The following is a 26,993-nucleotide window of genomic DNA, read 5'->3' as shown; positions in this document are numbered from 1 at the left end:
TAAACAATGCATAAAGCAATCACTTATTTACTACTACTGTTTGCAACAGCTTCCTTTGCCCAGATAAAAGGAAAAATAACATCTGCCAATGGCGAACCCGTACCTTTTGCCAGCATAGGCATTGAAAACACTTATAATAATACCTCGGCAAACGAAAACGGATTATACGAACTAAGCATTAAAAAAACCGGAAACTATACACTGGTATTTCAGTCAATAGGGTTTAAAACCAGAAAAGAAACAGTAAACGTTACGTCACTTCCCTATACGTTAAACATAACTTTACAGGACGAAACCTACACTCTTAATGAAGTGGTTATAAACAATACCGATAATCCTGCCAACAGAATTATAAGGGAAGCTATAGCACACAAAAAAGAAAACTCAGAAAAAGCAGGACGCTTTGAAGCCGACTTTTACTCTAAAGGTATCTTCCGGATAAAAGATGTTCCGGATAAGATTATGGGAATAAAAGTAAAAGAGGAAATGGAAGGAGAAATGTTAGACTCTACCGGAGCGGGGGTATTATACCTTTCGGAAACCGTATCTAAAATTACTTTCGAACAGCCTAACAACCTAAAGGAAAGAATTATCGCCTCAAAAATAAGCGGAGACGATAACGGCTTTAGCTATAATACTGCGTTAGGCACCTACTATAACTTTTACAACAATTATGTGGAGTTTGACCTGAAAATGATTTCTCCTTTAGCAAACAATGCTTTTAACTACTACAAGTTTAAGCTGGAAGGTAGCTTTTTTGACGATAATAATAACCTGATAAACAAAATACAGGTAACTCCAAAACGCGACAAAGAACCTGTTTTTGAGGGCTACATTTACATTGTAAACGAAACCTGGGCAATATATGCCGTAGACTTTGACATTAAAGGTTACAGAATGCAACAGCCAATACTGGAAAACCTGAATTTAAAACAAAACTTCAGTTTTAATACCAGTAGCAGGATTTGGGCAAAAAACTCCCAAATATTTGATTTCAAAGCCGGATTATTAGGAATGACGTTCTCCGGTACATTTACCCATGTTTACAGCAATTATGTTTTCCACGACCATTTTGATAAAAAAACCTTCGGGAAAGAAATTGTGTATATAGAAGAAGATTCAAACAAAAAAGACTCACTATACTGGCAAACTGCAAGACCTATCCCTTTAACCGAAGAAGAAGTAAAAGATTATTTTAAAAAAGACAGTATCAATACTGTTACCAACTCTCCCGAATATCTTGATTCATTAGACAGGAAGTACAATAAATTCCGCCCTTTTGACATCATTAGCGGCTATAGCTACAGGAACTCTAAAAAACACAACCGCTATTCGTACGACGGTATTTTAAAAGTACCTATATTCAATACTGTACAGGGATGGACTTTTAATACCGGGCTTTCCTTTAGGCATTATGATGCTGACGAAAAGAAATACACCTCTTTTGGCGCTAACTTTAATTATGGTGTAGCCGAAGATCGTTTACGAGTAAACGGATGGTTTACACATCGTTTTGGTAAAGTAGGTACTTTCTACCTTACAGGGGGCAGCATTGTAGAACAGTTTAATGCAAGCGAACCTATATCTCCGGCTATGAACATGATAAGCTCTTTACTGTTTAAAGACAACTACATGAAGCTTTACGACAAAACCTTTGCCAAACTAAGCTATGGCAGGGAGATATTTACAGGTCTTAATATGGGAGCAAATATTCAGTACGTAAGACGTAAGCAACTCTTTAATAATACCGATTACGTACTTATTAAAAACGATCATGATTATACATCAAACAATCCGCAGGCTTCAAACGATTATACCACCCCTGCATTTGACACTCATAACTTAATGAAAGCCGACATAGCTGCTACTATCCGTTTTGGTCAAAAATACATTACAAGACCTGATGGTAAACTTAATGTGAGTACTGCCAATTACCCTACTATTGCTGTACAGTACACCAAGGCTTTTGCAGCCAGCGACAGCAAATATGAATACGACTTTATTGCAGCAAGAACGTATTACAATACTACACTAGGCAACAAAGGGGATTTTGGTATCAACCTTAAAGCAGGTAAATTCTTCAATGCAGATAACATTGCGTTTATGGATTACAAACACTTTAACGGCAATCAAACACACGTAAATTCGGGTAACAGTAATACTAATGCGTTTAATATATTATCATACTACTCTCACAGCACAAACGATTCGTATTTTGAAAGTCATATTGAGCACAACTTTAAAGGCTACCTTATGAATAAAGTTCCTTTACTGAACAAGCTACAGTGGAATCTTGTTGTAGGCTATCACGGTATTGCTACACCAAACTACACTCCTTACCATGAGTTTACTGCCGGGTTTGATAACGTAGGTATTGGTAAATTCAGAATGTTTAGAATAGACTATGTTAGGTCATACCAAGGTAGTGGCTATGTAACAGACGGAGTAATGTTCGGTTTAAAATTCCTTGATATTATTCAATAAACATAAACCCGATAAAGGGTTCAGTCATCAATCCAACCAATCAGTTTTACAAAAAAAATCCCTCTCTTTTCAGGAGGGATTTTTTGATTCTATTTGATTTAATGCAGCAAATAATTCGTCTTCTTTATTTGTACCCAGCATAAGTTTTTTTCCATCTTTAAAATATATTAAAACTCCGGTATTGCCCGATACATTATAAGCTCCTATTCTTATCCCCCATCCGCCATAGTCCATAATGGGATTGTATTTTTTTATTTCGCAGTAGTCGATATTTTTCCAATCGTAAAATTTAAAATCCCTGTGAAAGCCTTCAAATTTTATAGAGATTCCTTTTTCATCAATTTTTGTGACCAATGCTAAACGCCATAGCCAAAAAGTAACCAACAACAAAATTGTTTCTCCTGCCATTGCCGGCATCCTTACAGTAGCTATATTTACAATAAGCGGATACACCATAAAAACATTTATTACGGCAAGCAGTAGCCAAAGCCACCATTGCCTAAACTGTTGTTTCTCGTAAAATAATAACTTACTGTTCATTTTAAGTTGTTTTGGTAAGGCGCTAAATAAGAAATCAGGCTTTCTATTTCCTCTTTAGTGAATTCGTTTTTGTGTTTGTAATCGTTTTATCCATACTTTTCATGAAGTTGCTTTACAACACTATTATTAGCCTTAATGAGAGAATCCTCATTATTGATGTAATCCATTAAAAACGCTGCATTGTAGTTTTTATCAATCCCTCTAAGTGTTCCGTTGCCCAAGTCAATATCTGCTTTATGATAGGCTGCACAATTGGAATTCATAATTTCCCTTCCTTTAGCCGACTTCTGTGGCGTATTTGGTGTTCCGCAAAACAATATGGACTCTTTTTCAACCAAAGCCTCTTGTGGGGCATCGGGTAAAACTATAAAAGCACATAAAAATACCACTCCGGTAATAATAAGCACAGAGCCAAAAATTACACCATATGTGATACGTTTAATCATTGATAAAAACGTTGTTACCAAATTTAACAAAAAAAGGCTGAAGTTATTCAGCCTTTTAAATGATATTGTAGTAAAAATTAATCCTCTCTGGTAATTTTAGCCCCAAGAGCACGTAATCTTTCGTCTATTCTTTCATAACCACGATCTATCTGGTCAATGTTCTGTATAGTACTTGTACCTTTTGCAGACAGTGCCGCAATAAGCAACGAGATACCCGCCCTGATATCAGGAGATGACATCATGATACCTTTAAGCTGTGATTTAAAATCATGCCCGATGACCGTAGCCCTGTGCGGATCACAAAGAATGATTTTAGCCCCCATATCTATCAGTCTGTCTACAAAGAACAGGCGGCTTTCAAACATTTTCTGATGAACTAAAACACTACCTCTTGCCTGTGTAGCTACTACAAGTACAATGCTCAACAAATCGGGCGTGAAACCAGGCCACGGAGCATCTGCAATGGTAAGTATAGATCCGTCAATATAGTTTTGAATTTCATAACCGTCTTCGTGAGCAGGAATGTAAATATCGTCACCTCTACGCTCAAGAGTAATACCCAGTTTCCTGAAGGTATTAGGAATTACACCAAGGTTATCCCAGCTTACATCCTTAATAGTGATTTCGCTTCGGGTCATAGCAGCAAGACCAATCCAGCTACCTATCTCAATCATATCAGGTAAGATTCTGTGCTCACATCCGCCCAGTTTTTCTACGCCTTCTATTTCGATAAGGTTAGATCCTACCCCGGTAATTTTAGCTCCCATACTGTTTAGCATTTTACAAAGCTGTTGCAGGTATGGTTCGCAGGCTGCGTTATATATTGTGGTTTTACCTTCGGCAAGTACAGCAGCCATAATAATGTTTGCAGTACCGGTAACCGATGCCTCATCAAGAAGCATATAGGTACCTTTAAGCCTGTCGGCCTCTACACCATAAAAATAATCTTCTCTGTTGTAACGAAACTTAGCACCAAGATTGATAAATCCTTCAAAGTGAGTATCAAGTCTTCTGCGTCCTATTTTATCACCTCCGGGTTTTGGAATATATCCTTTACCGAAACGGGCTAATAACGGACCAACAATCATTATAGATCCTCTTAACGATTTACCTTCTTCCTTAAAGCCTTCTGATTCAAGATAAGCTAAGTTAACCTCATCTGCCTGAAAAGTATAAGCACCATGTGCCAGCTTTTCTATTTTTACGCCTAAATTCCCTAACAGCTTAATTAGCTTGTTAACGTCAATAATATCGGGGATATTGGTTATAGTAACTTTTTCGGGGGTTAAAAGCACTGCACATAATATTTGTAATGCTTCGTTTTTGGCTCCCTGAGGGGTTATTTCACCTTTTAATTGTATTCCACCTTCAATTTTAAATGTTCCCATGCGGCGTTTTAGAGGTTTTTGAGGTTATTTTCTGTTCTTATTATTTTGGTTCTTACTATTATTGCTTCGGTGCCCTTTTTGCTTACTGTTGCTGGTATATTGGGTTTTATTGCTGTTCTTTTTATTCACCCTCATCAGGTCGGTAGAATTGGAAAGCTCCTCATCTGTTTTAAGAAGGTTTATTTTTCCTCCCGACAATTCAAGTAGGTGTTCAAAAATCACCTCATCCTTCACGGTATCTTTATTCCAGCTCAGGTATGATTTTTTCATATGATTTGCAATCACCATGATAAGGGCTGTTTTAAGCTCTCCGTCTTCCCACTTGTTAGCTACCTCAATCATATTGGTAATATTGTTACCATAAAAACGGTATTTAGGGAAATTTTGGGGATAAGCCAGCCTTTCCGGCTTTTGCTCCAGCATCTCTTTAGACGGTATTGGGTATGGCGAATCAACATCAAGTTTAAAATCAGACATTATAAAAATCTGGTCCCAAAGCTTGTGCTGAAAATCGGGCACATCTCTAAGGTGCGGGTTAAGGCTTCCCATTACCGAAATAATATATTTTGCGGCTTTGTTGCGCTCGTCCCTGTCTTCTAATTCCACTGCCTGTTCTATAAGCTTCTGAAGGTGTCTTCCGTATTCGGGAATAATCAGTTTAGGCCTTTCAGAATTATATTCCAAGGCGTTTATGGCGTTATCAGGATTGTATTCCATGTTGTGTGTTTTTATAGTGAAATGATGCCTTCTATAGACGACATTTCAATGTATTTATCTATAACCGACTGGGAGTCTTTCATTCTTACATTTATAGAAACGCTGGTATATTTACCTGTTTTGGACTGGTTTGTTTCTATAACAGCTCCCATTTGGTCAAAAGCCTTTTCAATTTCCTCTATTTTTTGAGGTTGAGACGGCACTATAAACTTAAATAAATATTCTGTTGGCCATTTAGCCGTAGTATTTTCAAGTTCTTCTTTAAGTCTTTTATAAAATTCTTCGCTTTTCTTATCCATTCTTCATTAAAAAATAAACGCAAATATACATTATAGCCCTGTAACTTCATTAAAAATCGGCTACAGGATCATCGAATTACAAAGTACACAAATATTTTCTTTTCCAAAGCAACCTTTTTACATTATTTGCATCTAATAATAAAATCTTCATAAAAAGGTTAGGTTATTTTAGATTGTTTATTTGGTTAAAAACCGCTGCATTAAATGTGGCGGTTTTTTGTTATCCCCTTATCATCAGCAATGTAGTAACCGATACTCCCAGCATAAAAGTATAACTATACAGTACAACCCTATTAAGCTTTTTGTTTTGCTTAAACATCCTTATTACCACAAACAACATAGTACCTGTTAGAAAGTTATAAATTATCCATTTAAAAAATACCTGGTTAAGCCCTGCATCCAGAGTATTAATGTAGTTATACATAGCCATAGCTACCAGTATGCCTATTACTATTACCCATAAAAAATAAACAGCAACCAAAACATGGTATGCTGTGTGTTTAACATCTAATTTCCTCATTTAATATCCCTTACTTTTAAAGGCTTAGTATTTTGTGTACTAATATAACGCTTAAGCAAAAGGTTTATTGAATAATAAGCCTTATTTAACCTTATCTTAATTGCCTTAATTCTTTAGTAAAATACAGCCTTTATTATGAAAACACTAAAAATACAGCAGCTATTCACCTGAATTACACAACTTACCGTTTACAAAGAAAATCATCCAAATACCTGCCAAAATCACATCAAAAACTCCTCAAAACAAGCAATAATATCATTAATTTAACTTTTAGAAGTATAATTTCATAACCCCATAGTAAATTTAATCACATAAAATTTGCTTTAATTAATAAAAAATTAACAAATTTTTAATAGTTTTACCCCGAACTTTAATGTTTACAAACAAACTTTAGTCCCCCACGGCTAAGCTTAAAAATTACACAGCGTATGAAGCTAAAAGACCTTAAAGCGTGGATTAATGAGCTATCTGAGGAAGAGCTTGAAAAAGATTTGTTTTATAATTCTATGGACTATGGTATATCCGGTAAGGTTAAAGAAATTAGCCGAAATGACGCCAACCTATACTATGTAGGCGACGAACCCGTTTTACTGCACACCCATGAAGAACTAAAACAAAGAGGCTTCACTGATAAGCAAATCTCAAAATTTGATGTTGAGATTCCACAAGACTGTTACTACATAGAGCTAAGTAACGAGTACACCATCTTAGAACGTTTTCTAAGATAACCCTTCCCACACACCTTCCATTTTTTTATTATTACAAATTACTGCAATCACTTGCATTAAATAATCATTTTGGTAATTTAGCCCTTATCTAAAATAATAAGCTATACCTTGATGAAAGTACTTACTATTACCCTAAACCCTACTGTAGATAAAAGCAGTGAGGTACAAAATATTAAACCCGAAAAAAAGCTGCGTTGTGCCCCTCCAAAATACGAACCGGGAGGCGGAGGTATAAACGTGTCACGCGGGCTGGTACGCCTTGATATCAACTCAACCGCATTATTTACGTCTGGCGGACGTACAGGTGAACTGCTTGAAAACCTACTTACCAAAGAGCATGTAGACATACTACCGGTAAAAACAAAAGGAGAAACCCGTGAAAACTTTACGGTTGTAGATACCAACAGCAACGAACAGTACCGTTTTGGGATGCCGGGAGAACCGCTAACTCAGCAAGAAATTAACAACATTTTTGAAACAATAGCCAACTACAGTCCGTTTCCCGAAATAGTTGTAATAAGCGGAAGCTTACCTCCTGAAACCAATCCTGATATACTAAGAAAAATAACCGCAATTGCCAAAGAGAACAATGCTAAGGTAGTTGCCGATACATCGGGAGATGCTTTAACCGAAATACTTAAAGAAGGTGTTTACCTTTTAAAACCAAACTTAGGCGAATTGAGCCGCCTTACAGGCATTGAAAACCTAGATAACGAAAGCGCCGATGATGCAGCCAAAAAACTTATTGAGGAAGGAAAAGCCGAAATGATAGTAGTTTCTATGGGACCACAGGGAGCTTATATGGTTACTAAAGACGAATGTTTACATGTGCCTGCCCCTTCGGTTAGAAAACTGAGTACAGTGGGAGCCGGAGACAGTATGGTTGCCGGTATGGTTTCTATAATTGCACAAAACGGAACTGCTACACAAATGGCATGCATGGGAGTTGCCTGTGGTACTGCCGCTACCATGAACCCGGGAACAGGGCTATTTAAAACCGAAGATGCTAAACGACTTTATAACTGGCTAACAGATAAAGCTGTACCTGTAAAATAATTATATACTATAGTATTAAATCGCTGCATGGTGGTGTAATTAAAAGCACCGCCAATTGCAGCTCCTATTCCGAAGGGAATTAGCTTACCCATTGACGTACCTGCATATTTAGGCCCGTATTTAGCTACCAGCTCTGTACCTATTTTTTGATTCATACGGTTTTTAATTCTTTGAGACATGTGGTTATCAAAATGAGCAACAGTAAGTTCAGCCTGTCTCACCTGTTTTATTTCCTCTTCAGAAATAACACCCGACCATAACCCCAAGACAATAGTAAATTCCAAATCAAAATTTTCCTCTATATCACTACCATGAATATAGGCTACAGCATAGCAAACGTTAGCCATCCACCTCAGCATAAATAAAACATCTGTAGATACAGAGCCCGCCTCTACAGCTACCTGAGCTGCTGTACCCAACCCCGGTATGATTCCGGGAAGTGAAGCTACCACCCCTATCGAAGTATATTTATTCCGGATTTTCTTTGCGTAAACCCTTGAATGTTTTTCCGGCGAATACCAGGGAGAAGAAAGCCTTAGTACATCTGCTTCTTTCCTTATTTCCTTAAACGAAGGCTTAACACGCTTAATAACATATAATAAATTCATACTCATTATTAAGCAAATAGTATACCGTTAAAAAAAATGCAATACAAGAAACTTATTCCTTTTCTATATTATCATTAAATTCAAAAGGGTATTTATCAAGATATTTTTCCAAAAGCCTACCCTGCTTAAAACTTAGTTTCCACAGCACTTTATTAGAAAAAATATCACACCACAGTTCAACAAAAAAATTGTCTATGGCATAAAGCAGTTTTTTTACTTTTCCCTGCATACAGGCATCTATTAAAACACCTTTATCCCAAAGTATATCATACTGCTTTTCTTCAGTTAGTTGTTTGTATTCGTTCAGCTTCATATCCTTCCCTAAAATTACAAATTTCTTCACTACATCTTTTGGTAGCACATACACATTAATACAAACGTAACAGATTTTACATTATTACCACTATACGTTACATATAAATTTACCTTATTGTTAACTAACCCATTACAACAAAAACTTTAAGTATTAATTAGTAAATGGTTAGCGAAAATTATGATTTATAAAAGCGAAATTGCAGTATACAAATCAAAAAAACTATTGTTATGAAGTTGATATTGCTAATACCTACAGCTGTACTAATGGCAATTTCAGGATATAACCTTTCCTTAGAATTCGCCAAGTCAGGAGAACCAAATTACCTAATATTTAAAATGCTGCACCTCACGGTGTTCTTAATAAGCCTTATTAGTGCCGTTGCCATAATACGCTCTATGTTTAAAATTAAATACAGTGAACCAGTAAAAAATGAAGACATACAGCAGCACACTTACAATACCGAGCTAAAAGTTATACGTTAGATACCGCAAAAGCCCTGTATGCAATTTTAACCAATTAGTATTATAGGGCTTTACAAAACAAAAAGGGCGCTTAATAAGCGCCCTTTTTTTATATCAGTTTTAAAGAATATTATTTTCTGATGATCTTAGTAGTGTAAGAAGCCCCAGTATCTCCTGTTACCTGTAGCACATAAGTACCTTGTGGTAATGAAGAAACATTAAGCTCGGCATTTGTTCCGTTTACATTAACTTCCATAACTTTTTGACCTAAAAGGTTAGTCACAGTTAATTGAGAAATTGTAACGTTACCGGTAACCGTTAAAATACTTTCTACCGGGTTAGGGAACACTTTAAGTCCGGCAGACTCAAAAGTAGCAACACCAAGAATTTCTGCAGCCTCTATAGCAAGCGGCTCACTCTCACAACCTTCAACAGTTTGAGTTACATAGTAAACCGTATCATCCATTAATTCAGTACCTGCTTCTACTTCCACAAGCTCTTCAGATCCGTTCATTACATAGTAAGTCACAGTTGCATTTTCAGCCACTGTAAAGTCTAGCGACTCAAGTGTAGCACCCGTTTCAAACTCCTGATAATCATCTCCTGTAGGAGCATCAGGAATTGCATTAACAAACACATGAGTATCATTTGCAGCACTTACACATCCTGCAGCCACAACCTGTCTTGCAAAATAAGTTCCAGGCTCAAGTGTTGTACCGGCAGCGATTGGCTCAGTAGCCTCTTCACTCTCATACCATTGTACTGTAGCACCTGCCATACCCTCTGCAAAAAGCTCATCAACAGTTACACTACCACAAAAATACTGGTTAGTCTCTGTAGCCGGAGCCGCAATTTCGTTAAAGTCAACAACAACCTCAACTCTGTCACTTTCTCCACATCCTTCAAGAACAAGAGATACAAAGTAAGAACCAGCCTCAACAACTGTTTCATCAGCTAACGGAGTTGGAGCATCAGCAGTAGCATACCAGTTTAATGAAGCACCTTCTACACCTGTAGCCATTAAGTCACCCACTGTAGCACCTTCACAAAGTGATTGGTTTACAGGAGCTGTTGGAACAGGGATTTCTGTAAACGACACAACAACTTCTACCCTGTCACTTTCTCCACAATCTTCCGGAGTTTGAGAAACAAAGTAAGAACCTTCTACTAAAGCAGTATTTTGACCTAATGCAAACTCTGCATCAGCAGTAGCATACCAGTGTAGTTCAGCACCTTCAAGAGCATCAGCATATAAATCTGTAACTGTAGCACCTTCACATACCTCTTGGTCTTCAGCAACCGGAAGCGGCACATCAGAGAAAGAAACAACAACCTCTACTCTCGGGCTACGACAACCTGAAATTTGTTGTGTTACCCAGTAAGAAGCACCTTCTTCAAGTTCAGTATTCGTACCTACAGGAGCAGGAGCATCTTGAGATGTAAACCATAATAAAACACCACCTTCATCTGCCTGAGCTGTTAAAGAAGAAATTAATGATCCAGGGCAAACTTCCTGTTCAGCATCTGCAGTTGGTGCAGGAACTGAGTTAAGAGTAACCTCAAATGCTGTTCTGTCACTCTCACATTCTCCTATATATTGAGAAACATAATAAGTACCTGATTCTTCAACAAGAGTTTCCGGATCTAAAGGTTCCGGAGCATCAATAGTATCATAGAAATAAAAATCTACGTTACCGGCTCCTGTAACAACAAAATCAGAAACTGTAAAACCTATACCTCCACAAGCGATTTGATCATCAGCTTCAGGAGCCTCTAATTCACAAACAAAAGGCTCATAAGTTATAGTAACAACTAGAGTATTGTTGTCAACTTTATTGTAGCTAGTACCACAATCCGTGCCTCCAAATGTTCTCCATGCCCTCAATTCAAATTCTACAGTACCTGTTGCACCGTCAGCAATACCAAGACCTGTACGGCTATAAGTGGCTGTACCCTGAGAGTTTAATGCCGGCCCAGATGTTACAGCTGTTTCCCCCATAGCTGTTGTTGTACAGTAAAGAAGAGAGCGCTGCTCAGATATCCACGCATTACTTATAGCAGTCATTGAATAGGCAACATCTACAGATGCTACCTGATATCCTGCAGGAACATCTACAGACACGGTTGTAGGACAGGTAGTAGTAGAGTTAGCACTTACATTAGTATTATACAAAGTACTACCATCACCTTCTGTATAAGTAACAGACATTTGACCTGTAGTAAAGCTAGTCATAACCCAGTTACCTTCTTCAGTACCACAGTTAGATCTAATCCATACATAGTAAGTAGTACCTACTGTAAGGTCGCTAAAAGTAACCTCATTAACAGTATTGGCTACATTTGTAACAACAGTTTCAGCTGTTGGTGCATCCGGCGATGTAGACATGTAGTAGTCATACCCTCCTGTTGGAATAACCGGAGCGTCAGACCATGAAACGGTACCACTATCTACTGTAGATACAGCAGTAATACCTAGCGGAGCAGGACAAGTAGGTATTGCATTAGCACTAAAGCCCATAACATTTACCACACCTGCAGCAGTAGATGTTTTAGTAACCTCAATGCTCTCTATTAGTTTACCTTGGTTAGCCTCATCAATATTTACAGTTAATTGGTATAACCTTGGATTACCGAATGGTGTATCAATACCATCTGTATTACGGTTTATACGACCAAAACCAGAAGCAGCAGTGGGCTGCGATGTACCATTATACCAATCCGGTATAGCAACACCGGTTGCCGCCTGTGAAGTATCGTCTGTAAAGTTTACAGTTATCGTAACTGTTGCACTACCACTACCCGAAGTAGCCAGAAGGAAAACCTGGCTAGCCATTACCTGATTTGAAAACACTGCAGTTAAACTCGTAGCAGTAGTTGGTATACGCATAGTATTATTCTCATCAAACGGAGCCATTTGATAACTTAAGCCGGTAGTAGCGGCCGAATTAATTAAACCTGTAGCCGGTAGCGCACTCGCATATGAGTTACCCCCCGGAGAAAGGAAATCAGTACTTAAAAAAGCATAACTATCGTTGTCCACCTCGATAGTCGTAGATGCCATAGAAGTGGCAGAACCATTTGCCACAACATCATGATTGTACCCGGACGTTACATCCAGGTGTACGTATTCCTGAGCAGCCACACCAAGCGACATTAAAGGAACCAACGTAAATAGAAAACGTGGTAATTTTAACTTCATAGAAACAAAATTTAGTTGATTAAATTAATTAGCGTAATTTCAATGTATATCCCACAAAAAGCAGGAGTTTAACAAATATAACCAGTTTAATCTGTTAAATCTTGTAAGAATTTTTTATTTGTTAACTCACTAACAAAGTTACCTCACAGTGTTATTTTTTTACATAATATTTAAGAAATAAAACCAAAATTTAATTTAAAAAGTAGAATTATAATTTATATAACAACTAATAAATCTTAAAAAAAGCCATATATTCACATTTTAAATACCACAATAATTGCGACGATAACAGATTTAAAAGTGAAAAAATTATTCTTTTGATTATCATATATCTTTCAATTAAATAATTATGACTAAAAAAGAATAGTCTGGAGTAAACAAATAAAAAAGCAGATCATAAAGTCAAATTGAGAAGTAGAGAAAACAAAAAAACATCGATAAAATCGACTATTTTTCTATTCTGAAAAAAGACAAAAAATAAAAAAGGCTGCAAGTGAAACACTTACAGCCTATTGCTACTTTTAGTAGCGAAGACGGGAGTTGAACCCGTGACCTCAGGGTTATGAATTTTAATTCTCCCGAAAACGCAATAAAAACAAGCGGTTTTACTGGCTTTGTTATATATAAATTTTGTTAATCGTATTCAGTTTTGTATTCACTTACAACAACATTAAACTCAGTTTCGTAAAGCTATTTGAATCTCATAAAAACCTTCTGCCTTTTTACCCAAAAGACAATTAAATCCCTCAACATCAACGGCAAATAAACCTTCATCATCTTTGTCAGAATATTCTATATTATTTTTGTTTAAATAATCCTTTACACATGCTAAAACTTCATCTAAAATACCTGAAGGAATCTTTAAAGTTATTGATTTCCATCTTTCACTTTCGTTCTCTGAATAGTAATATCCATTAATATAATGAGTATTAAGTTCATGGGGTTTATAGATTTTCAAACCTAAGTCTGAAATAAGTTTTTCTTTCTCTAAATCTAGAGAAAAAATTTCACGACTAACAACTAATCTTTCAGAGAGATAATTAGTAAAATTTTTATAATCCATATGTGTTTATTAAAGGTTAGTAATATCCTTAATTCTTAAACACCTTCCATTCGATAACTATGACGCTTTCGTCTGAGTATTGTCAAGCCGACTGCGCAAGGTTGCTATCAGTTCTCTTTGGGTATCGATAGTTTCTCTCAGCGCAGCTATTAAAGCATCTTTTTCGTGGTTGTAAGGTGTGTTCTGTTCGTTTGTAGCACTAACGTGCTGCTTTTGGGCGGGTACTTCTTTTTGAGTGTATTGTGCGGCGTTTAAATCTTTATTTATAAAATCATCAATCATTAACTCAAAGTGAGTACATATTTTTTGGATAGTATCAATTTGAGGGTTTGATTTACCTTTTATATAAGCATTAACCACAGCTTGGGTTATATTAAATATAGCACCAAACTCCCTTTGTGATAAAAAATTTTTATCACATAAATACTTGATATTTAAACCTATATAGTTTTTCATTAAAATATTTCTATCATTGTGATAGATATTTTTTGTTATTTACAACAAATACCTATAACTTTGTCTTTATAAATATAGACATTTAATAATTAAGGTAATATGGCAACGACAAAAGAAAGAGTAAACGAAAGGAAATTGAGCCGCAATAAAAAAATATTGAGTAGATATGAAGACCTTAAAGCAATAATGACCTGTAGGGAAACTTACCCCATACTTATGGACGAGTTTAACCTTAGTGAATCAACAATATTAAATATCCTATTTGTAAAATCTTATTCTAATTCTCCCCTTGCATAACCGTTGCAACGGTGTAGAATAAAAACCATGCCACTTTAACATTTTTAGTAAGAAAACAAGTTATAAACCAATTGAAAGCCGAAACTGCATACAACGTTATTCAGGCTCTCCCGGAAGAGGAGAAAAACAGGCTATTCTTAATGTTGGGTATGACCAAAAAGGAAAAAACTAAGAAGGTTAACGAGAATATGGACAACCTAATACAAGAATATAAAGAAATGGCTTTGAAGATATTAACCGACAGGAAGGCAAAAAAATTTGCTAATTCATTAACCCCTGTATAAAAAAAATCAGGCGAGGTACCACCCTCGCCTGCCCTGAACCATAACGGCCGTTTGCGGCGGCCACCTATGGACTAGAACAAAACTAAAGAAAAATATTATAACTCAAAAGAAATAACACACTAATAATACCACCGTTGCAACGAACCGTTGCAAAAGACCCTGAACCAAACATTTTAATTATGGAAAATAGTCACTTTAACCAAGTATTGGGAAGTTTCCCGGTACTGGAAAAGATTCCTACTCTATTACAAAAACCTGTACTACTTCTTACAGGTTTATCCTGTGTGGCCGGCGTAATAACCGGCCATATGCAGGAAGATAAAACAACCACGCTGCACATTATGTTTTCGGACAGCGAAAACACGAACTACAGAAAAGCACTTGACTGCTTTAAAAGCGATGATATAAAGCCGGTTTTCATCAATGTAAATCCCGAAAACCGATTTATAAAAATCAAGCTTACAGAGACATCACCAAACATTAAGAAATAACAGCACTGGGAGCAAAATACGCTCAATTCCCTTGATGCTCGCGGGTGCTATATGTACCCGCAGCGGACAGGTTAAAAAAAAGAGTAATGAGAAGTAAGGAAACTTTAAAGTTTGGAGAATTAGCAATTAACCTTTTTGGTGCTGGTACTCCCCAACAAAAAGAAGAAAAACAAAGCATAAAGGAAGTAGCGAGGAATATTGCAGCTGATAACTGCATAAAAGCTGTTTACCCTGCTTTTACTGACGAAGCATTTTCTAAAACAATGGATAACTACCGGGCTTTTATTGCAGAATATAATACCCGTACACACGAGGAAAATAAAGCTATAAAAAGCCATAATGATAAGGTTAAAGAACTGTTGCAACTCAAAGAATACGAGAAACTAACAGAAGATAAGGCTGTATTTATACAATTCTTTCCTAAACGATATAAAAACCTATCAGATCGGGAATATAACAAAGAGATTGAAAAACAACCGGCCGAACTGCAAAAGCTACTTTTAAAAAGGCGTATACAAACTGTAAAATACTCTACAGAGCAGATTTTTCAAAATATGCTACACGTGTACAATTCACAATTAATGAAGCGTAACAGGGAATATATGGGCTTAGGCGTTCGCACCCTTCGCCCTATTCAGGATTTAGATGTTAATGCTTACTTCCTTACCAACCTGAAGCGAAATAACGTTCATAGCTTAGCTATTTGCTCTAAAACGGTACGTAACCATAGAAGGAGATTAGAAGAGGCAGGAGTGTTCGTTAATTCACGTTTTGAAGGCCATACAAAAGGTGTAAAAGTGGTTTTAAATCCTGAAATCATAGCAATTTTCGACCTTCAAACTAACAAATACGCCTCTACTGAAAATCAACCTGTTACCCCCCAAGAAGGGAAAAAGTTTCCTGATACCAATGAAACTACAGGAGCATATAAAGATGAATATAAGAAAAGTAAGGATGCTACGCACTCCTTTGGTGATAAGGAGTTCCCTCCGGTCACAGGCTCTTTTCACTACAAGACCGTTTTTTACAAGAACACTGGGGGCAATGTAGAAAATTCACCGGTGGGCGGCGCGACGCAAGATGTTAAAAAAGAAAAAACTTTAAGTGATAAACTACGAGAGCGCATTATCCACCGCCATGAACTGGCGTTAGGCCTATCGGATGGTGATTATAACAACTATATCCCTATTGACATAAGGATTCTACAGAAAGAAGCTTTTTCCGGGACACTTACCAACGAAGAATATATTGAATTATTCATTCAGGATTTGTTTAAAACTGCTACAAAGCTGTACAGGGATGCTACTATATATCCCGGATGCTGGAAAAATGCCTTAAACCATTGGATGCAAAATAAATTCCGCACTTACAATGGGCTACCATTCAACAAAGCCAGTGTATTCGATTCAATTCAGGAAATAAGATGGAGACTTGAACACGCCCGAAAATGGTTCATGCGTACAGGTGTAACGCCTCTTTACCCTTCAAATTACTTTGATATAACCCGCAAAACGAATAAGGAAATCGGATTTGAATACACTAAAAAAGCATGGAAAAACCATTTAAAATACATGGAAAGCGCACCGGTTAAAAAAAGACAGATGGAACGTAAAGCCGCTTTAAGACTACAGGACATCAACCACGCTAAAAAATACGAAAATCAGATTAAGAGATTTCTAAAAAACAAAATAGCTCTCCCGGACTTGATAGACTATGTACAGAATAATCTACCAGCACAGTTTTACGCAAAATTACCGGAGACTCTTAAAAATCTTGAATTAACATTTAAACCATAACCTATGCCAATTTTCGACAAAAACACCGCCCGTATAAAGCTTGTAATACTTACCAAGCCGGGAGAAAAAAACATCACTTGGTACAGCCTTGAAAAAGAGAAAAACAAACCTGAAAAAACAATTATTGACGGAATGTTAAGACGGCTACAAAACAGTACTTACGCAAGAATTGCCCAAGTACTGCAATTCTACGACAACAAAACCAAACAACTAATAGCAGAGTACAAAGGATGAAAAATATTAATCTAACTAAAGTAAAACAGGACGAAATAAAAGTGATGCAGGAACAGGTATTACTTTATTCAGATGCTTTAACATCTACCGTTAAAGGCCTTGAAATAGAGGATTTCCTAAATGTAATCTCTACAATAGATATAAGCTTCAGGTTATGGTTAACATTCAGGAAAAAGGTTGAAGGGGTTCAGGAAAAATTTACAGTTAACCTAAAGGTATCTGAAGCCGCTACACTACTGAAATGTTTTATGTGGTCAGGTCAGAACCGCTCCCCTTACGAAAATCATGTAGCAGAAAAATACAAAACTATAATTGATAACCAACTAAAGAATATTTAATCACCAACTAAACCGGTTAACCGATATGAACACACAAGAAATTGAACTACAACAATTACCATTCTCTGTAAATAAAAAGAAGTTGACAGCCCTTTACGTTGCAAGTGGTATGACTGAAAGGCAAATACGTGATGGGATTAATACCATAATAGCTGATAATCGAAAATTACCTTCAGATAAGCCCGTAAACGTCCAAAATATTTGGAATTGCGAGTTTATGGAGTTTGTAGAAACATACGGTTTGCCTAAAGGTTATAAAAAATAAAATCTATGATAACACTAATAAAAACAATAATAAAAGCGAAAGCCTTTGTAATCGCAAAGGCCATTGCAACGGTTTTCGCTCTTGGAATAGTAGTTACTGCCTCATACATAGCAGGTGGCTATTTAATGGTTATTGCATCATTGATGTGTATCATTATTGGTGCTGCACTGTGTGTAATGTGGAAATTAAAGATATGACTTAATATTAAAAGATTACAACATATCATCTTAAAGCAAAAACCACTCATTGAGTGGTTTTCTTTATAATGTTTAAATAATTTCTTTTTTAATTGTTTATGGTTAACCATAAACAATTTCTCCTACCTGATGTGATGTTAAGTGTGTCATAATTTAAAAGTTTGTAAGATGTAATTATGTGAAATCTTGGCTCAAATATATTGATTAAAAATTATTTACAAATATTATTTTACTTAAATATAACTAAAAACCCCTGATTCTTAAATATCAAACCATTATATGTAGCTTTTATCCTGTTATTTGTCTTGCTGTGCCTTGCAGAAATCTCCCAAGAATTAAGAACTCCTACGTTTAAAAACTCTAAATCCATATCTTTAGGATAACTTAAATCTACGGAAAAATTTTCATATAACCAAATTGCATTTTGTCCTTTATAGGGATTCGCTTTCAAATTATAACGCTTTTTTTCTGATTTTCGTATTTCATATGAAGTTTCACCACTGCATTCATATTCTAATGAAAATTGCAAACTTGTAGAGTTTTTTGTACACTTTAATATTTCTTTACAATCAATTTTCTTGCCATTAACTTTCAAATCGTTCAATTCATAAAATGTCAAATCTCTTTCACTTGGCACCAAAGGTACTTTACCACTAAATTTATAATATTTCTTACTTGTATCTTCTGAAATTATTTTTGTAACTAGGGTTTCAGTAACATATACGTACCCAGGATTTTCCTCATCACGTTCAATTATTATATCGATATTATGGTCTTTATAATAATATTCATGATTAATTGGCAAATAACTGTTTTTAACATTATCGTGGAGGCTAACACTAATTTCTTTAAATTTCTGCCTGCATAATGCTTGAGATACTTTCTCCCAAATCTCTTCTAAGTCCTTCCTTTTGTCAAGATGTTCATTTGAGAAAACAATGTCTCTCAACAAATCGCCAAAGATAGTACTATATTGCTTCGATTTTACAATTGCTGCGAATACTCCACCTGATAATATTATGCCAGCAGCTGAGCTGCTTACGGTCTTAAATATTGAACCTGTTTGAAATAATTCTGAGATATATAAGAGTAAAATCCCCAGAAATAATGATAAAATAAGAACATATTTAAAAATCCAATCTTTTACTGCTTCAAAATTCATTTTATAAGGTTATGGTTTTATTTGGCTAAAATATAAGTTTTATTTAACAGTATAATAAAAGAGTATAATTTTCTTCTTTTAATTTTAATATTTTCACTCTGCTTCCCAGATAAATAAAATAATTTAGATGCACTAATAGCTTTCATTGTTTCCACTATTGCAACTAACCGTTGCAAAGGTTCTCAAAGGTTTCCAAAGATTGTCAAAACCAGCATAAACAAGGCAAAATCAAACATTTAAAAAAGCTCTATTCGCATCTTTGCAATGTGATTCAGCAACCAATGAACGATTTTGATTACTTACTACATAGAGAGGTTAAACCCGGTTACGAGTTTGATAAGCTAATACCAAAAACCAACTGCAAAGCCACTTTTCTTGGTAAAGGTACAACTGATTTTTCAGTAGATGAAATGGCAGTTATGGTTAAAAAGTATTACAGTCAAATGTCAAAGGTTGCTGAACACTTCAGCAATAAACCGTTGCAACGAACCTGCAACGAAATACATAAATGGTGCTATGACCATTTCCAGTACAAGGCAGATAAGGCTATCCAATATCTCCGAAGCCCTTCATGTTCATGGCTTAGCCGATTTGATGGGATAGACTGTAAAAGTTATTCAATCGTTGCAAGCTGTATTCTTACCAACCTCGGCATTAAGCACTATATAAGGCGAATAAAACAACCCGGTTTCTTACCTGACTTATGGACGCATGTGTATATAGTTGTACCTAAAAACCAAAAAAACAGCAAGCTAAAAGAAGGTTACTATGTAATTGACGGAACAGTTGCAACGCTTCAGGAATCAGCATATATACAAAACAGTGATTTATTTATGGATATGGAACATTACGGCTTAAACGGCGCGCACCCGGGTATGAAAGGTGTTATGGATAAACCGCTCGTTGCGGGTGTATCTCTCAACGATATTAAAGGACTTTTCTCCGGCTCATGGAATTTTTCATGTATTGGAGGTTCTCTAAACATGAACCACTTTAACCAAACGCTTGCTAACGTTGCAATGGCTTTTGATGATATGTTTTACAAAGCGAATATGTCTGTAAGATACGGCGACGATGCTCTTTTGGATAATGTAAATGCTCTTTTCAGGATTTCCCTTCAGATAAAAAGCCATTCGGAACTAAAAGCGGCCGGTGGTTGGAAATCAAGTTGCTCACGTGCAGCTGTAAACGCTTATAAGGATTTAGGTATCTACTACCATAATATTGTTTACAATGGTTTCCAGCAATGGTTAAGGTACTACTTTGATATTTCAACAACTACAGACAGTGTGCCTAACAACACCTTTGATATTCCTATCTCTTTTGATGTTCTTAGTGATATAACCCAGGTTCAACCTTTAAAGGTAATAAAGCTAACCCCGAAGGCTAACACCACAGAAGTAAAGCAGTTTGTTGTTACAGAATATATCTCGGCTAACCACTCACAGGAAAGTTTTGATTTAGGGCAATTCCTTCAGGGAATAACATCAGTTGTAGCCTCTTTTACAAACAATAATACCGGCAACAACAACGATAACCCGGGAAATAATGTTGACCCGTCAACGGGAGTTCCATACAATCAGGGTAACAATGTGATGAAAGCCGGTGTAGGTAGTGGTATTGCTGGCTTTCTGATATTCAGTGCCGGAGCTGCAATACTGTTTTCTGAAATGAAAGATAAGCCTGCTAAACCCAAAGAAAAAACAGACGACGAACCCGAACCATCAACAGAAACAACTTCTAAAAGCAAAAAGTAATGAATTTAGTAAAACAGGGCTTTTACAGCCCGGAACAAATACCGGGTTTAGGCCTTCGTATTTTCGGAAAAAAAATCAGAGTAGGTAAATGGCTCGGTGGTGTTATTAGAAAGGTAGGTGATAAGATGTACCATAAATTAAAAGGAAGTTTCCTTTTAGCTTGGTTGGCCGATGATGTGCAAGCGGGCTTTAATTGGGTTGCAGACCAAATCGACACTTCTCTTGTAGATTCCGGACTTAACGGAAGTATATTATTACCAACGGTCGACATTACCGCTTCTGAACAGCAAATATTAAACAAATGGGTTTTAATATTTGACCCTTTTGCTGAAAAATTACTGGACGAAGTGGATGCAGCTCTACAGTTAAAAGACCTTAAATCTGTACTCGTAGGCATAAACGCTGTTTTAAATAAGATAGATGCTATACAAGACCACTACAACGCAACTACAACGGTTGGACTATCAGCAAACGCAATGGAGCAGCGAAACGCCTATATCTATACTGTTTTAGAGGTTGTACACAATGCGGCTGTAAAGGGATTAGAAAAGGTAAAAGGTTCGACTACACTTGCAATTAAAGAGGTCAATTTTGCTATTAACAATTATAATTTCCAGCCTCTTTTTAGCCAGACACCAATCACAACGGTTATTAGCCAAAATTATGTTATAAGTCCTTCTAAGCTACCAACTAACCCGGGCGGTGTTATCACCTTGCCAACCTTTCCGGGTGGAGTAATCACCATACCTAAAGTGCCAATTAACACGGGAGGTATTCCGACTAAAGAAGGAACAAACGATACTACTGGAAAAGATGACGAAGTATTAGACGTAGAGATTATAACAGATGTTCCTGAAAACACCCCTAACAACTCTAAAAATTCAAGAACAACAAAAATAGTAGTTGGCGGCTTAATACTTCTTGCCCTTGCTGCGGCCGCTACAAAAGCGGCTTCCAAAAAGAAGGAAAAAAAGAAACCGATTGCAAAGAAGGCTACTAAAAACAAGTAAAAATTTAAAACAATCATAATTACATGGAACTAAAAAAACCATCAGGAAACAAAGTGAAAGACACCATAGTATTAACTGGTGGTGTCCTTGCCGGTGGTGCTGCTTCCCGTGGGATTTTCGGGTTAATTCACGAAAACAAAGCTACTGAAGATGCCGCCGCCGCCAAAAAACAGGAAAACACAGCTTTAATTAAGCGCGGAGCAATGTCCGCCGCTGCTGGTACAGCTGCTGTATTCATTGACGGAAAAGACCTTACTGCAACACTTGTAAAAGGTTTATGTATCGGTATCACTGTAGTACAGGGATTAGAAGTAGTTAAAACATTAGCCTCTCGCGCTGGTGTTACACCTGAAGTTTCAGCCACAACAAAATCCCAAAAAGTAGTGGCTCAAATTGCCGGCTTAGGTTGCCCTTGCAACGAAACTAAAGGCCTTATGTATAACGCGCCTTCCTTCTCCCCTCGCTATGTAAAAACAGATATAGCTTTAGAGAATGAAAGAGTTGATAACGGTATTGGTTTGGCCGGTGGTGAAATTTGGAACTCACAAGATATTTGGGCTACCCCTGCAAGTGCCTAACTCATAAATCAAACGATCAAAATTTAAAAAAATCAAGTAAAAATTCTAAAAACAATACAATGAAACATTTATCATTTCCAGAAATAATCGGCCTATTACCAAGTATTGAAAAAGGTAATGGCGTTGCTTTAAGCCCAACAGGTAAAAAGGTTAAAAGAAAGACCTATTTTACCGCTGCCATTACCGGAACAAACGACATCACCTCGGACGGTAGGTTAATCGAATCAGGAACAAAAAAAGCTATAGGCCGTACGAACTTTGATAACGGTAATATGCTTAACGAAGGACGTAGTTTCTTGGTGACCGGTGTACGTTTACAATTCGATACTACAGATGCCGTAACCCTGTTAAGTGCAACTTATAAAAATGAAGCCCCTGCCCCATTTAAAAACGGTGAGATTAAAATCACACAGGAAGGCTCGGGAGACCTTTTCAACAACCCGATAAGTGCATATACAAAGAATGACTATTCTTTATCTGAAGATGTTGAGTTTATGCCTGTAATTCCTTTCCTTATCCGTCCGGGTGTGCCTTTTGACATTCAGGTTTTAACAGCTGGTGCAGCTGCCGCTGGTATGGCTGTTAAAGTTGAACTGGATGGATTTGATTTCTCCGATGCCACAAAATCATAACCATAGTTTGGGTTAGTTTAATGTTTGTTAATTAAAAAGCCAAAAGCTGCGGCTTTTGGCTTTTGTTATTCAAAAAGTCATGTTAAAAAAACAAGAAGAAGTCGTAAACCTGACCATTGCAAACGGCAGTCAATTTGGCTCTGTAAGCTTTCAACCAATGGCAGGACTCGTAATAGGTTGCGTAATTTATACCAATGATGCAACAAACCCCGGTTTTGTAACAGCAAAAATCACTAATCAAAACGGTGAAATAGTGTCTGCACCTGCTGATATAAGAAACTACAGAAGTAGAGAGGCCGGATATAAAGAGGGATGCAAACCGCTATACTTTGAAACAGGTAAAAAAATGTATGATTTTGAAGTAAATAGCGACCAGCCCTTTGAATCAGATTTTAAATGTCAGTTAGTATTAATTTACGAAAACGACTTAACTCAACAATGCTAAAATGGAAAAAACAGGCCTTATCTCACGAAATATAGGAAGTGATTATAAAACGGAATTAAAGAATGTTACAAGCTTAACAATATCTAACTATGGTTCTGAACCAATAACAGTTGTTGTTAATGATGTACCTCGCCCTGTACCGGCTTTTAACCCGGAAATAGGTGTTCCAATGTCTTATAACCTTCCCGGTGATGGTACAGCCTGCAACCTTACCATTGAAATCAAATTCAATGGTAATAGCAAATATGCCATTTTAGATTACAGAGTTTATAACCCGCAAGCATGTTAAGAGATGAAGCAACTCGAAACCATAATTCAAAAACTAAAAAACGACCAATATTTTGCCGTTACCATTACTAACAGAGAAACATACAAAACAGTATGTACAAACAGAATGGCATCGCAAATGGTTGAAGAAGCCGGGAGCGTAGAAAAATACTTCAATAAAATAGTTGAAGAAGGTCATACTGAAATCGCTATCAATCCTCGAAGAAAAAACGGTACGTCATTTAAAGATGATGGCCAACCGGTTAAATTATCGCTTCGCCCCAAAGGTGAACACTCTTATGAAGCTACTCCTGTAGTTTCAAACTCTCCTGCCCTGAACCAGCCATCATCCGGCCAAAACCCCATTTTTGGACTTATGGCCGGGATGAATGGCCTTGACATGGCTTATCGCTATCAGGATTACCCAAAGGTAACTACTGAAAACGATAGGCTAAAATTAGAAAACGAAAACTTAAAAAAAGAGGTTGCAAGTCTTGAAAAAGAAATAATGCAGCGTGATTTTTCCGACAACAAAGCTAATGGGAATAAAGAACTTGTTTCTGAACTTCTTGGCGCACTCCCAACTGTAATGGGCATGTTGTCACAGTCAAAAAGCGCACAGGGCGGCCTTAACGGCTCTTCTGACACTGAAACAACCGAAACCCTATCAGATGCAAAAAAACACCTGATAGAAGCCTTAAAAAACCAAAGTGACGGTATAGTGTACTACTTAGAAGCTGTACTCACGGGTATGACTAAAAACGAACCCTTTTCAATTGAACTATTAAAACTATTACAAACAAACAATCTAATACAAACTTAAAATGTCAAATACTAATAATACCGAAAATATGAGTGGAGAAGTGAATCTAAACTTTGAAGTAAAGGCCGGAAATGTCTTTGACCTTCAGAAAAAAAAGAAAATCCTTCAGGATTTCTCCCGCCTTGATATGGAAGACCAAGAACGAATCGAACAAATAATGATTAACCCAAAAGCAAGGGAAGCACTTAAAAAAAACTGGAATTTGCTTAAATCAATGTTCTAAAACCAAAATCAATTAATGGCAGTTAAAGAAAACACACAACAAAAAGGCTTATCAAACCCGGCGGCTCTTGCACTTGCTTCGTCTCCCGCCGGGCAACAAGCCATAGGCGGTGCTATAGATACAACATTAAAGGTCGCAAAAATAACAGCTATAGTGGCGGTTTTAAGTATTGGTGGTTATATAGCCTACAGGATGTATAAAAACCGATTTGTGAGCATGGCCACAAACTCAAAATACCCAAAATCTAACATTACTAAAGACCAAGCCAAAGCCAAAGCTGAAGCACTTTATCAAGCTATGCACGGTTGGGGTGCCAATCTTGATACTGTATTAGAAACATTAGCAGGGCTTAATTACAATGGTTATGTAGAGGTGTTTAATGCCTTCGGAAAACGTTCGCCGGCAATTGGTAGTGATATGACATTAACAGAGTGGCTTAACAACCAATTTACAAGCTCTTACGATAGGACACAGATAAACTTCATCTTACCCGGAATACTTTAACCTATGGATGCAAAAACAAAAAAAATAATCATAGCCACAACCGGCGTAATAGCAGCCGGCACGATACTATATTTTGTATTAAGGAAAAAAACCGATAATTCAGGTGGAGAATGTGACCCCACTGGCAACGGTCAGAACTGTATTCAGGTAAACCCTTCAGTCGTAGCAGATAGTTTATACAATGCTATGAAAGAAAGCGGTACTGATGAAGAGGCCATATTACTTGCATTAAAAAATGTAAATGCAATCATGTTCGACCAAGTAATTAAAAAATTCGGAAAACAAAGCTATAACAAGTATTTAGGTAATCAAATCAATTTAACGCCGTGGAATCCACTCCCTTTAGAACCATTACCGGTGTGGCTTAAAAGCGAGCTAACCACGAGCGAATACAATAAGCTTAAACTGAAATATCCGCAATTAACCTAAAAACAAAAGTTATGCCTTATAAAATTACGGGGAAAGTTGTCGGTGATGATGGCTACCCAATTTACCAACAAGCAATAATAGCCGAGATAAACAGTGATGGTCAGCAAATAGCTAACATACTTAGTACTGAAGATACCGGAAGCTTTGTTTTTTTCGCTGATAATGAAAATTCCAAAATTAAAATAACAAGCCCAGGTTACAAGGAACAGTTTTTTTTAGCTAAAAATATACCTATAGCAATTCCTTTATATCCAATAGATGAATCGGTAATAACAGTAACACGGCCAAAGTCAAATAAGACAGTCTTATATTTTACAGTAGGAACGTTAGCAGTAGCAGCTATAGCCGCTATAGTTATAGGTAATAAGGACAAAAAGAAACAAACCGCTAAAAGTAAAACCGTTGCAACGGTTAAACCAAAGCCTAAAGCATTACCAAAACCCAAAGCAAAAATAGTAACTGTATAATGGCAAAAAGCTTTTTAAATAATAAAGATTATCCCCGAGGTTTAAGAAACAATAACCCGGGTAACATCATCCTGACAAATGAGAACTGGCAGGGTAAAGTACCTAACTCACAAAATACCGACGGAAAATTTGAACAGTTTACCGAGTTACGTTACGGTATCAGGGCTATGATGCGAAACATTATTAGCAAGGTAAACAAAGGCAATAATACTGTTACCGGACTTATCAGTGTGCTATCACCAGCTTTTGAAAACGATACTGCCGGTTACGTTGCAACGGTTGCAAAAACATTAGGGATTTCACCAACAATTGCAATCGAACTAAGTCAGGAAACCCTTATTGCACTATGCAAAATCATTGCAGCAGTAGAAAATGGAAACCAGTACGCAGCCTTAATAACGGAATCCGATTATCAGGATGCTATCGCAATTCTTGGAATATCACTTAAAAAAAAAGTAGCAACAAAAGGTTAATCTTTTTTTTAGCCTTAATCATGGCCATTATTATCGGCTA

General features: G+C 36.7%; 36 protein-coding genes. 24 read left to right on the top strand and 12 right to left on the bottom strand.

Annotated features, from left to right (window positions below; translation table 11 throughout):
- Window positions 1-6 precede the first annotated feature (6 nt).
- A complete protein-coding gene (locus tag Q763_RS01585; protein WP_035130388.1) occupies window positions 7-2,484 on the top strand; it encodes a DUF5686 and carboxypeptidase regulatory-like domain-containing protein in 2,478 nt (825 codons plus the stop codon).
- A 69-nt stretch (window positions 2,485-2,553) separates the two neighbouring features.
- Here Q763_RS01585 and Q763_RS01580 read toward each other — a convergent pair whose 3' ends face one another.
- The 6 genes from Q763_RS01580 to Q763_RS01555 form a co-directional block, all read right to left on the bottom strand.
- Entirely contained in the window at window positions 2,554-3,024 is a 471-nt protein-coding gene (locus Q763_RS01580) for a hypothetical protein (protein ID WP_052123183.1), read from the bottom strand.
- An 86-nt stretch (window positions 3,025-3,110) separates the two neighbouring features.
- Window positions 3,111-3,470: a hypothetical protein gene (locus tag Q763_RS01575; RefSeq protein ID WP_035130385.1), complete on the bottom strand. Its 360-nt coding sequence runs from the start codon at window positions 3,468-3,470 to the stop codon at window positions 3,111-3,113.
- A 77-nt stretch (window positions 3,471-3,547) separates the two neighbouring features.
- Complete coding sequence (murA, locus tag Q763_RS01570) at window positions 3,548-4,858, bottom strand: UDP-N-acetylglucosamine 1-carboxyvinyltransferase (protein ID WP_035130382.1); 1,311 nt, start codon at window positions 4,856-4,858, stop codon at window positions 3,548-3,550.
- 24 nt (window positions 4,859-4,882) lie between these two features.
- Window positions 4,883-5,575: a DUF4290 domain-containing protein gene (locus Q763_RS01565; protein WP_035130379.1), complete on the bottom strand. Its 693-nt coding sequence runs from the start codon at window positions 5,573-5,575 to the stop codon at window positions 4,883-4,885.
- A gap of 11 nt (window positions 5,576-5,586) precedes the next feature.
- The gene (locus Q763_RS01560) at window positions 5,587-5,874 is read right to left on the bottom strand and encodes a DUF493 family protein (RefSeq protein ID WP_035130375.1); all 288 of its coding nucleotides are present in this window, start codon (window positions 5,872-5,874) and stop codon (window positions 5,587-5,589) included.
- Between the two features lie 220 nt (window positions 5,875-6,094).
- Window positions 6,095-6,394, bottom strand: a complete 300-nt coding sequence (locus Q763_RS01555) for a hypothetical protein (RefSeq protein WP_035130371.1) — start codon at window positions 6,392-6,394, stop codon at window positions 6,095-6,097.
- A gap of 428 nt (window positions 6,395-6,822) precedes the next feature.
- Between Q763_RS01555 and Q763_RS01550 the strand changes: the two genes are divergently transcribed.
- Window positions 6,823-7,122, top strand: coding sequence for a hypothetical protein (locus tag Q763_RS01550; protein ID WP_035130368.1), 300 nt, complete (start codon window positions 6,823-6,825; stop codon window positions 7,120-7,122).
- 111 nt (window positions 7,123-7,233) lie between these two features.
- A complete protein-coding gene (locus Q763_RS01545) occupies window positions 7,234-8,178 on the top strand; it encodes a 1-phosphofructokinase family hexose kinase (RefSeq protein ID WP_035130365.1) in 945 nt (314 codons plus the stop codon).
- Here the strand turns inward: Q763_RS01545 and Q763_RS01540 are convergent.
- Together Q763_RS01540 and Q763_RS01535 are read right to left on the bottom strand one after the other, a co-directional pair.
- Window positions 8,139-8,786 (bottom strand): hypothetical protein, encoded by a 648-nt coding sequence (locus Q763_RS01540; RefSeq protein ID WP_035130362.1) that lies wholly within the window; start codon window positions 8,784-8,786, stop codon window positions 8,139-8,141. The genes Q763_RS01545 and Q763_RS01540 overlap by 40 nt on opposite strands.
- Before the next feature lie 52 nt (window positions 8,787-8,838).
- Window positions 8,839-9,129, bottom strand: coding sequence for a hypothetical protein (locus Q763_RS01535; protein WP_157499266.1), 291 nt, complete (start codon window positions 9,127-9,129; stop codon window positions 8,839-8,841).
- A 200-nt stretch (window positions 9,130-9,329) separates the two neighbouring features.
- Here Q763_RS01535 and Q763_RS01530 point away from each other — a divergent pair, with 200 nt between their 5' ends.
- On the top strand, window positions 9,330-9,584 hold the full coding sequence (locus tag Q763_RS01530; RefSeq protein ID WP_157499264.1) for a hypothetical protein: 255 nt from the start codon (window positions 9,330-9,332) through the stop codon (window positions 9,582-9,584).
- A 109-nt stretch (window positions 9,585-9,693) separates the two neighbouring features.
- Here the strand turns inward: Q763_RS01530 and Q763_RS01525 are convergent, their stop codons facing one another.
- From Q763_RS01525 to Q763_RS01515, 3 genes are all read right to left on the bottom strand, one after another.
- The gene (locus Q763_RS01525; RefSeq protein WP_084595990.1) at window positions 9,694-12,762 is read right to left on the bottom strand and encodes a T9SS type A sorting domain-containing protein; all 3,069 of its coding nucleotides are present in this window, start codon (window positions 12,760-12,762) and stop codon (window positions 9,694-9,696) included.
- A gap of 676 nt (window positions 12,763-13,438) precedes the next feature.
- A complete protein-coding gene (locus Q763_RS01520) occupies window positions 13,439-13,825 on the bottom strand; it encodes a hypothetical protein (RefSeq protein ID WP_035130353.1) in 387 nt (128 codons plus the stop codon).
- A gap of 57 nt (window positions 13,826-13,882) precedes the next feature.
- Window positions 13,883-14,281 (bottom strand): helix-turn-helix transcriptional regulator, encoded by a 399-nt coding sequence (locus tag Q763_RS01515; protein WP_035130351.1) that lies wholly within the window; start codon window positions 14,279-14,281, stop codon window positions 13,883-13,885.
- 99 nt (window positions 14,282-14,380) lie between these two features.
- On the opposite strand from Q763_RS01515, the gene Q763_RS01510 reads away from it, so the two are divergent.
- The 8 genes from Q763_RS01510 to Q763_RS01475 all read left to right on the top strand — a co-directional run bounded on the left by Q763_RS01510 (window position 14,381) and on the right by Q763_RS01475 (window position 18,183).
- Complete coding sequence (locus Q763_RS01510; RefSeq protein ID WP_035130348.1) at window positions 14,381-14,578, top strand: hypothetical protein; 198 nt, start codon at window positions 14,381-14,383, stop codon at window positions 14,576-14,578.
- A 71-nt stretch (window positions 14,579-14,649) separates the two neighbouring features.
- Entirely contained in the window at window positions 14,650-14,862 is a 213-nt protein-coding gene (locus Q763_RS01505; protein ID WP_035130345.1) for a hypothetical protein, read from the top strand.
- Between the two features lie 179 nt (window positions 14,863-15,041).
- Entirely contained in the window at window positions 15,042-15,353 is a 312-nt protein-coding gene (locus tag Q763_RS01500) for a hypothetical protein (protein ID WP_035130342.1), read from the top strand.
- Window positions 15,354-15,439: 86 nt separating this feature from the next.
- Window positions 15,440-17,149, top strand: coding sequence for a hypothetical protein (locus Q763_RS01495; RefSeq protein ID WP_035130339.1), 1,710 nt, complete (start codon window positions 15,440-15,442; stop codon window positions 17,147-17,149).
- A gap of 3 nt (window positions 17,150-17,152) precedes the next feature.
- Window positions 17,153-17,383: a hypothetical protein gene (locus Q763_RS01490; protein WP_035130336.1), complete on the top strand. Its 231-nt coding sequence runs from the start codon at window positions 17,153-17,155 to the stop codon at window positions 17,381-17,383.
- Window positions 17,380-17,721 (top strand): hypothetical protein, encoded by a 342-nt coding sequence (locus Q763_RS01485; protein WP_035130333.1) that lies wholly within the window; start codon window positions 17,380-17,382, stop codon window positions 17,719-17,721. The genes Q763_RS01490 and Q763_RS01485 overlap by 4 nt, the downstream gene beginning before the upstream one ends.
- A gap of 25 nt (window positions 17,722-17,746) precedes the next feature.
- The gene (locus Q763_RS01480; RefSeq protein WP_035130330.1) at window positions 17,747-17,986 is read left to right on the top strand and encodes a hypothetical protein; all 240 of its coding nucleotides are present in this window, start codon (window positions 17,747-17,749) and stop codon (window positions 17,984-17,986) included.
- 5 nt (window positions 17,987-17,991) lie between these two features.
- Window positions 17,992-18,183, top strand: a complete 192-nt coding sequence (locus Q763_RS01475) for a hypothetical protein (protein ID WP_035130327.1) — start codon at window positions 17,992-17,994, stop codon at window positions 18,181-18,183.
- 229 nt (window positions 18,184-18,412) lie between these two features.
- Here Q763_RS01475 and Q763_RS01470 read toward each other — a convergent pair whose 3' ends face one another.
- Window positions 18,413-19,345 carry a hypothetical protein gene (locus Q763_RS01470; RefSeq protein WP_035130324.1) on the bottom strand — a complete coding sequence of 311 codons (933 nt, stop codon included), beginning with the start codon at window positions 19,343-19,345 and terminating at the stop codon, window positions 18,413-18,415.
- Between the two features lie 281 nt (window positions 19,346-19,626).
- Here Q763_RS01470 and Q763_RS01465 point away from each other — a divergent pair, with 281 nt between their 5' ends.
- The 12 genes from Q763_RS01465 to Q763_RS01410 are packed head-to-tail and all read left to right on the top strand — an operon-like array spanning window position 19,627 to window position 26,953.
- Window positions 19,627-21,102: a hypothetical protein gene (locus Q763_RS01465; RefSeq protein WP_035130321.1), complete on the top strand. Its 1,476-nt coding sequence runs from the start codon at window positions 19,627-19,629 to the stop codon at window positions 21,100-21,102.
- Window positions 21,102-22,112: a hypothetical protein gene (locus tag Q763_RS01460; RefSeq protein ID WP_035130318.1), complete on the top strand. Its 1,011-nt coding sequence runs from the start codon at window positions 21,102-21,104 to the stop codon at window positions 22,110-22,112. Before Q763_RS01465 ends, Q763_RS01460 begins: the two co-directional genes overlap by 1 nt.
- Before the next feature lie 23 nt (window positions 22,113-22,135).
- On the top strand, window positions 22,136-22,690 hold the full coding sequence (locus Q763_RS01455) for a hypothetical protein (protein ID WP_035130315.1): 555 nt from the start codon (window positions 22,136-22,138) through the stop codon (window positions 22,688-22,690).
- Window positions 22,691-22,749: 59 nt separating this feature from the next.
- Complete coding sequence (locus tag Q763_RS01450; RefSeq protein ID WP_035130312.1) at window positions 22,750-23,322, top strand: hypothetical protein; 573 nt, start codon at window positions 22,750-22,752, stop codon at window positions 23,320-23,322.
- Window positions 23,323-23,377: 55 nt separating this feature from the next.
- Window positions 23,378-23,767 carry a hypothetical protein gene (locus tag Q763_RS01445; protein ID WP_157499262.1) on the top strand — a complete coding sequence of 130 codons (390 nt, stop codon included), beginning with the start codon at window positions 23,378-23,380 and terminating at the stop codon, window positions 23,765-23,767.
- Window position 23,768: 1 nt separating this feature from the next.
- Window positions 23,769-24,056, top strand: coding sequence for a hypothetical protein (locus Q763_RS01440; protein ID WP_035130293.1), 288 nt, complete (start codon window positions 23,769-23,771; stop codon window positions 24,054-24,056).
- Window positions 24,057-24,059: 3 nt separating this feature from the next.
- Window positions 24,060-24,857, top strand: a complete 798-nt coding sequence (locus Q763_RS01435) for a hypothetical protein (protein WP_035130290.1) — start codon at window positions 24,060-24,062, stop codon at window positions 24,855-24,857.
- A 1-nt stretch (window position 24,858) separates the two neighbouring features.
- Window positions 24,859-25,080, top strand: a complete 222-nt coding sequence (locus Q763_RS01430) for a hypothetical protein (protein WP_035130287.1) — start codon at window positions 24,859-24,861, stop codon at window positions 25,078-25,080.
- 15 nt (window positions 25,081-25,095) lie between these two features.
- Window positions 25,096-25,584: a hypothetical protein gene (locus Q763_RS01425; RefSeq protein ID WP_035130284.1), complete on the top strand. Its 489-nt coding sequence runs from the start codon at window positions 25,096-25,098 to the stop codon at window positions 25,582-25,584.
- A 3-nt stretch (window positions 25,585-25,587) separates the two neighbouring features.
- Window positions 25,588-26,013, top strand: coding sequence for a hypothetical protein (locus tag Q763_RS01420; RefSeq protein WP_035130281.1), 426 nt, complete (start codon window positions 25,588-25,590; stop codon window positions 26,011-26,013).
- Between the two features lie 11 nt (window positions 26,014-26,024).
- Window positions 26,025-26,480, top strand: coding sequence for a hypothetical protein (locus Q763_RS01415; RefSeq protein ID WP_035130278.1), 456 nt, complete (start codon window positions 26,025-26,027; stop codon window positions 26,478-26,480).
- On the top strand, window positions 26,480-26,953 hold the full coding sequence (locus Q763_RS01410; RefSeq protein WP_052123181.1) for a hypothetical protein: 474 nt from the start codon (window positions 26,480-26,482) through the stop codon (window positions 26,951-26,953). Before Q763_RS01415 ends, Q763_RS01410 begins: the two co-directional genes overlap by 1 nt.
- Window positions 26,954-26,993 lie beyond the last annotated feature (40 nt).

Source organism: Flavobacterium beibuense F44-8, assembly GCF_000769915.1.
In the GTDB taxonomy this organism is placed as follows: domain Bacteria; phylum Bacteroidota; class Bacteroidia; order Flavobacteriales; family Flavobacteriaceae; genus Flavobacterium; species Flavobacterium beibuense.
Note: the sequence above shows the minus strand (reverse complement) of the source record. Positions and strands in the feature narration are given on the sequence as shown.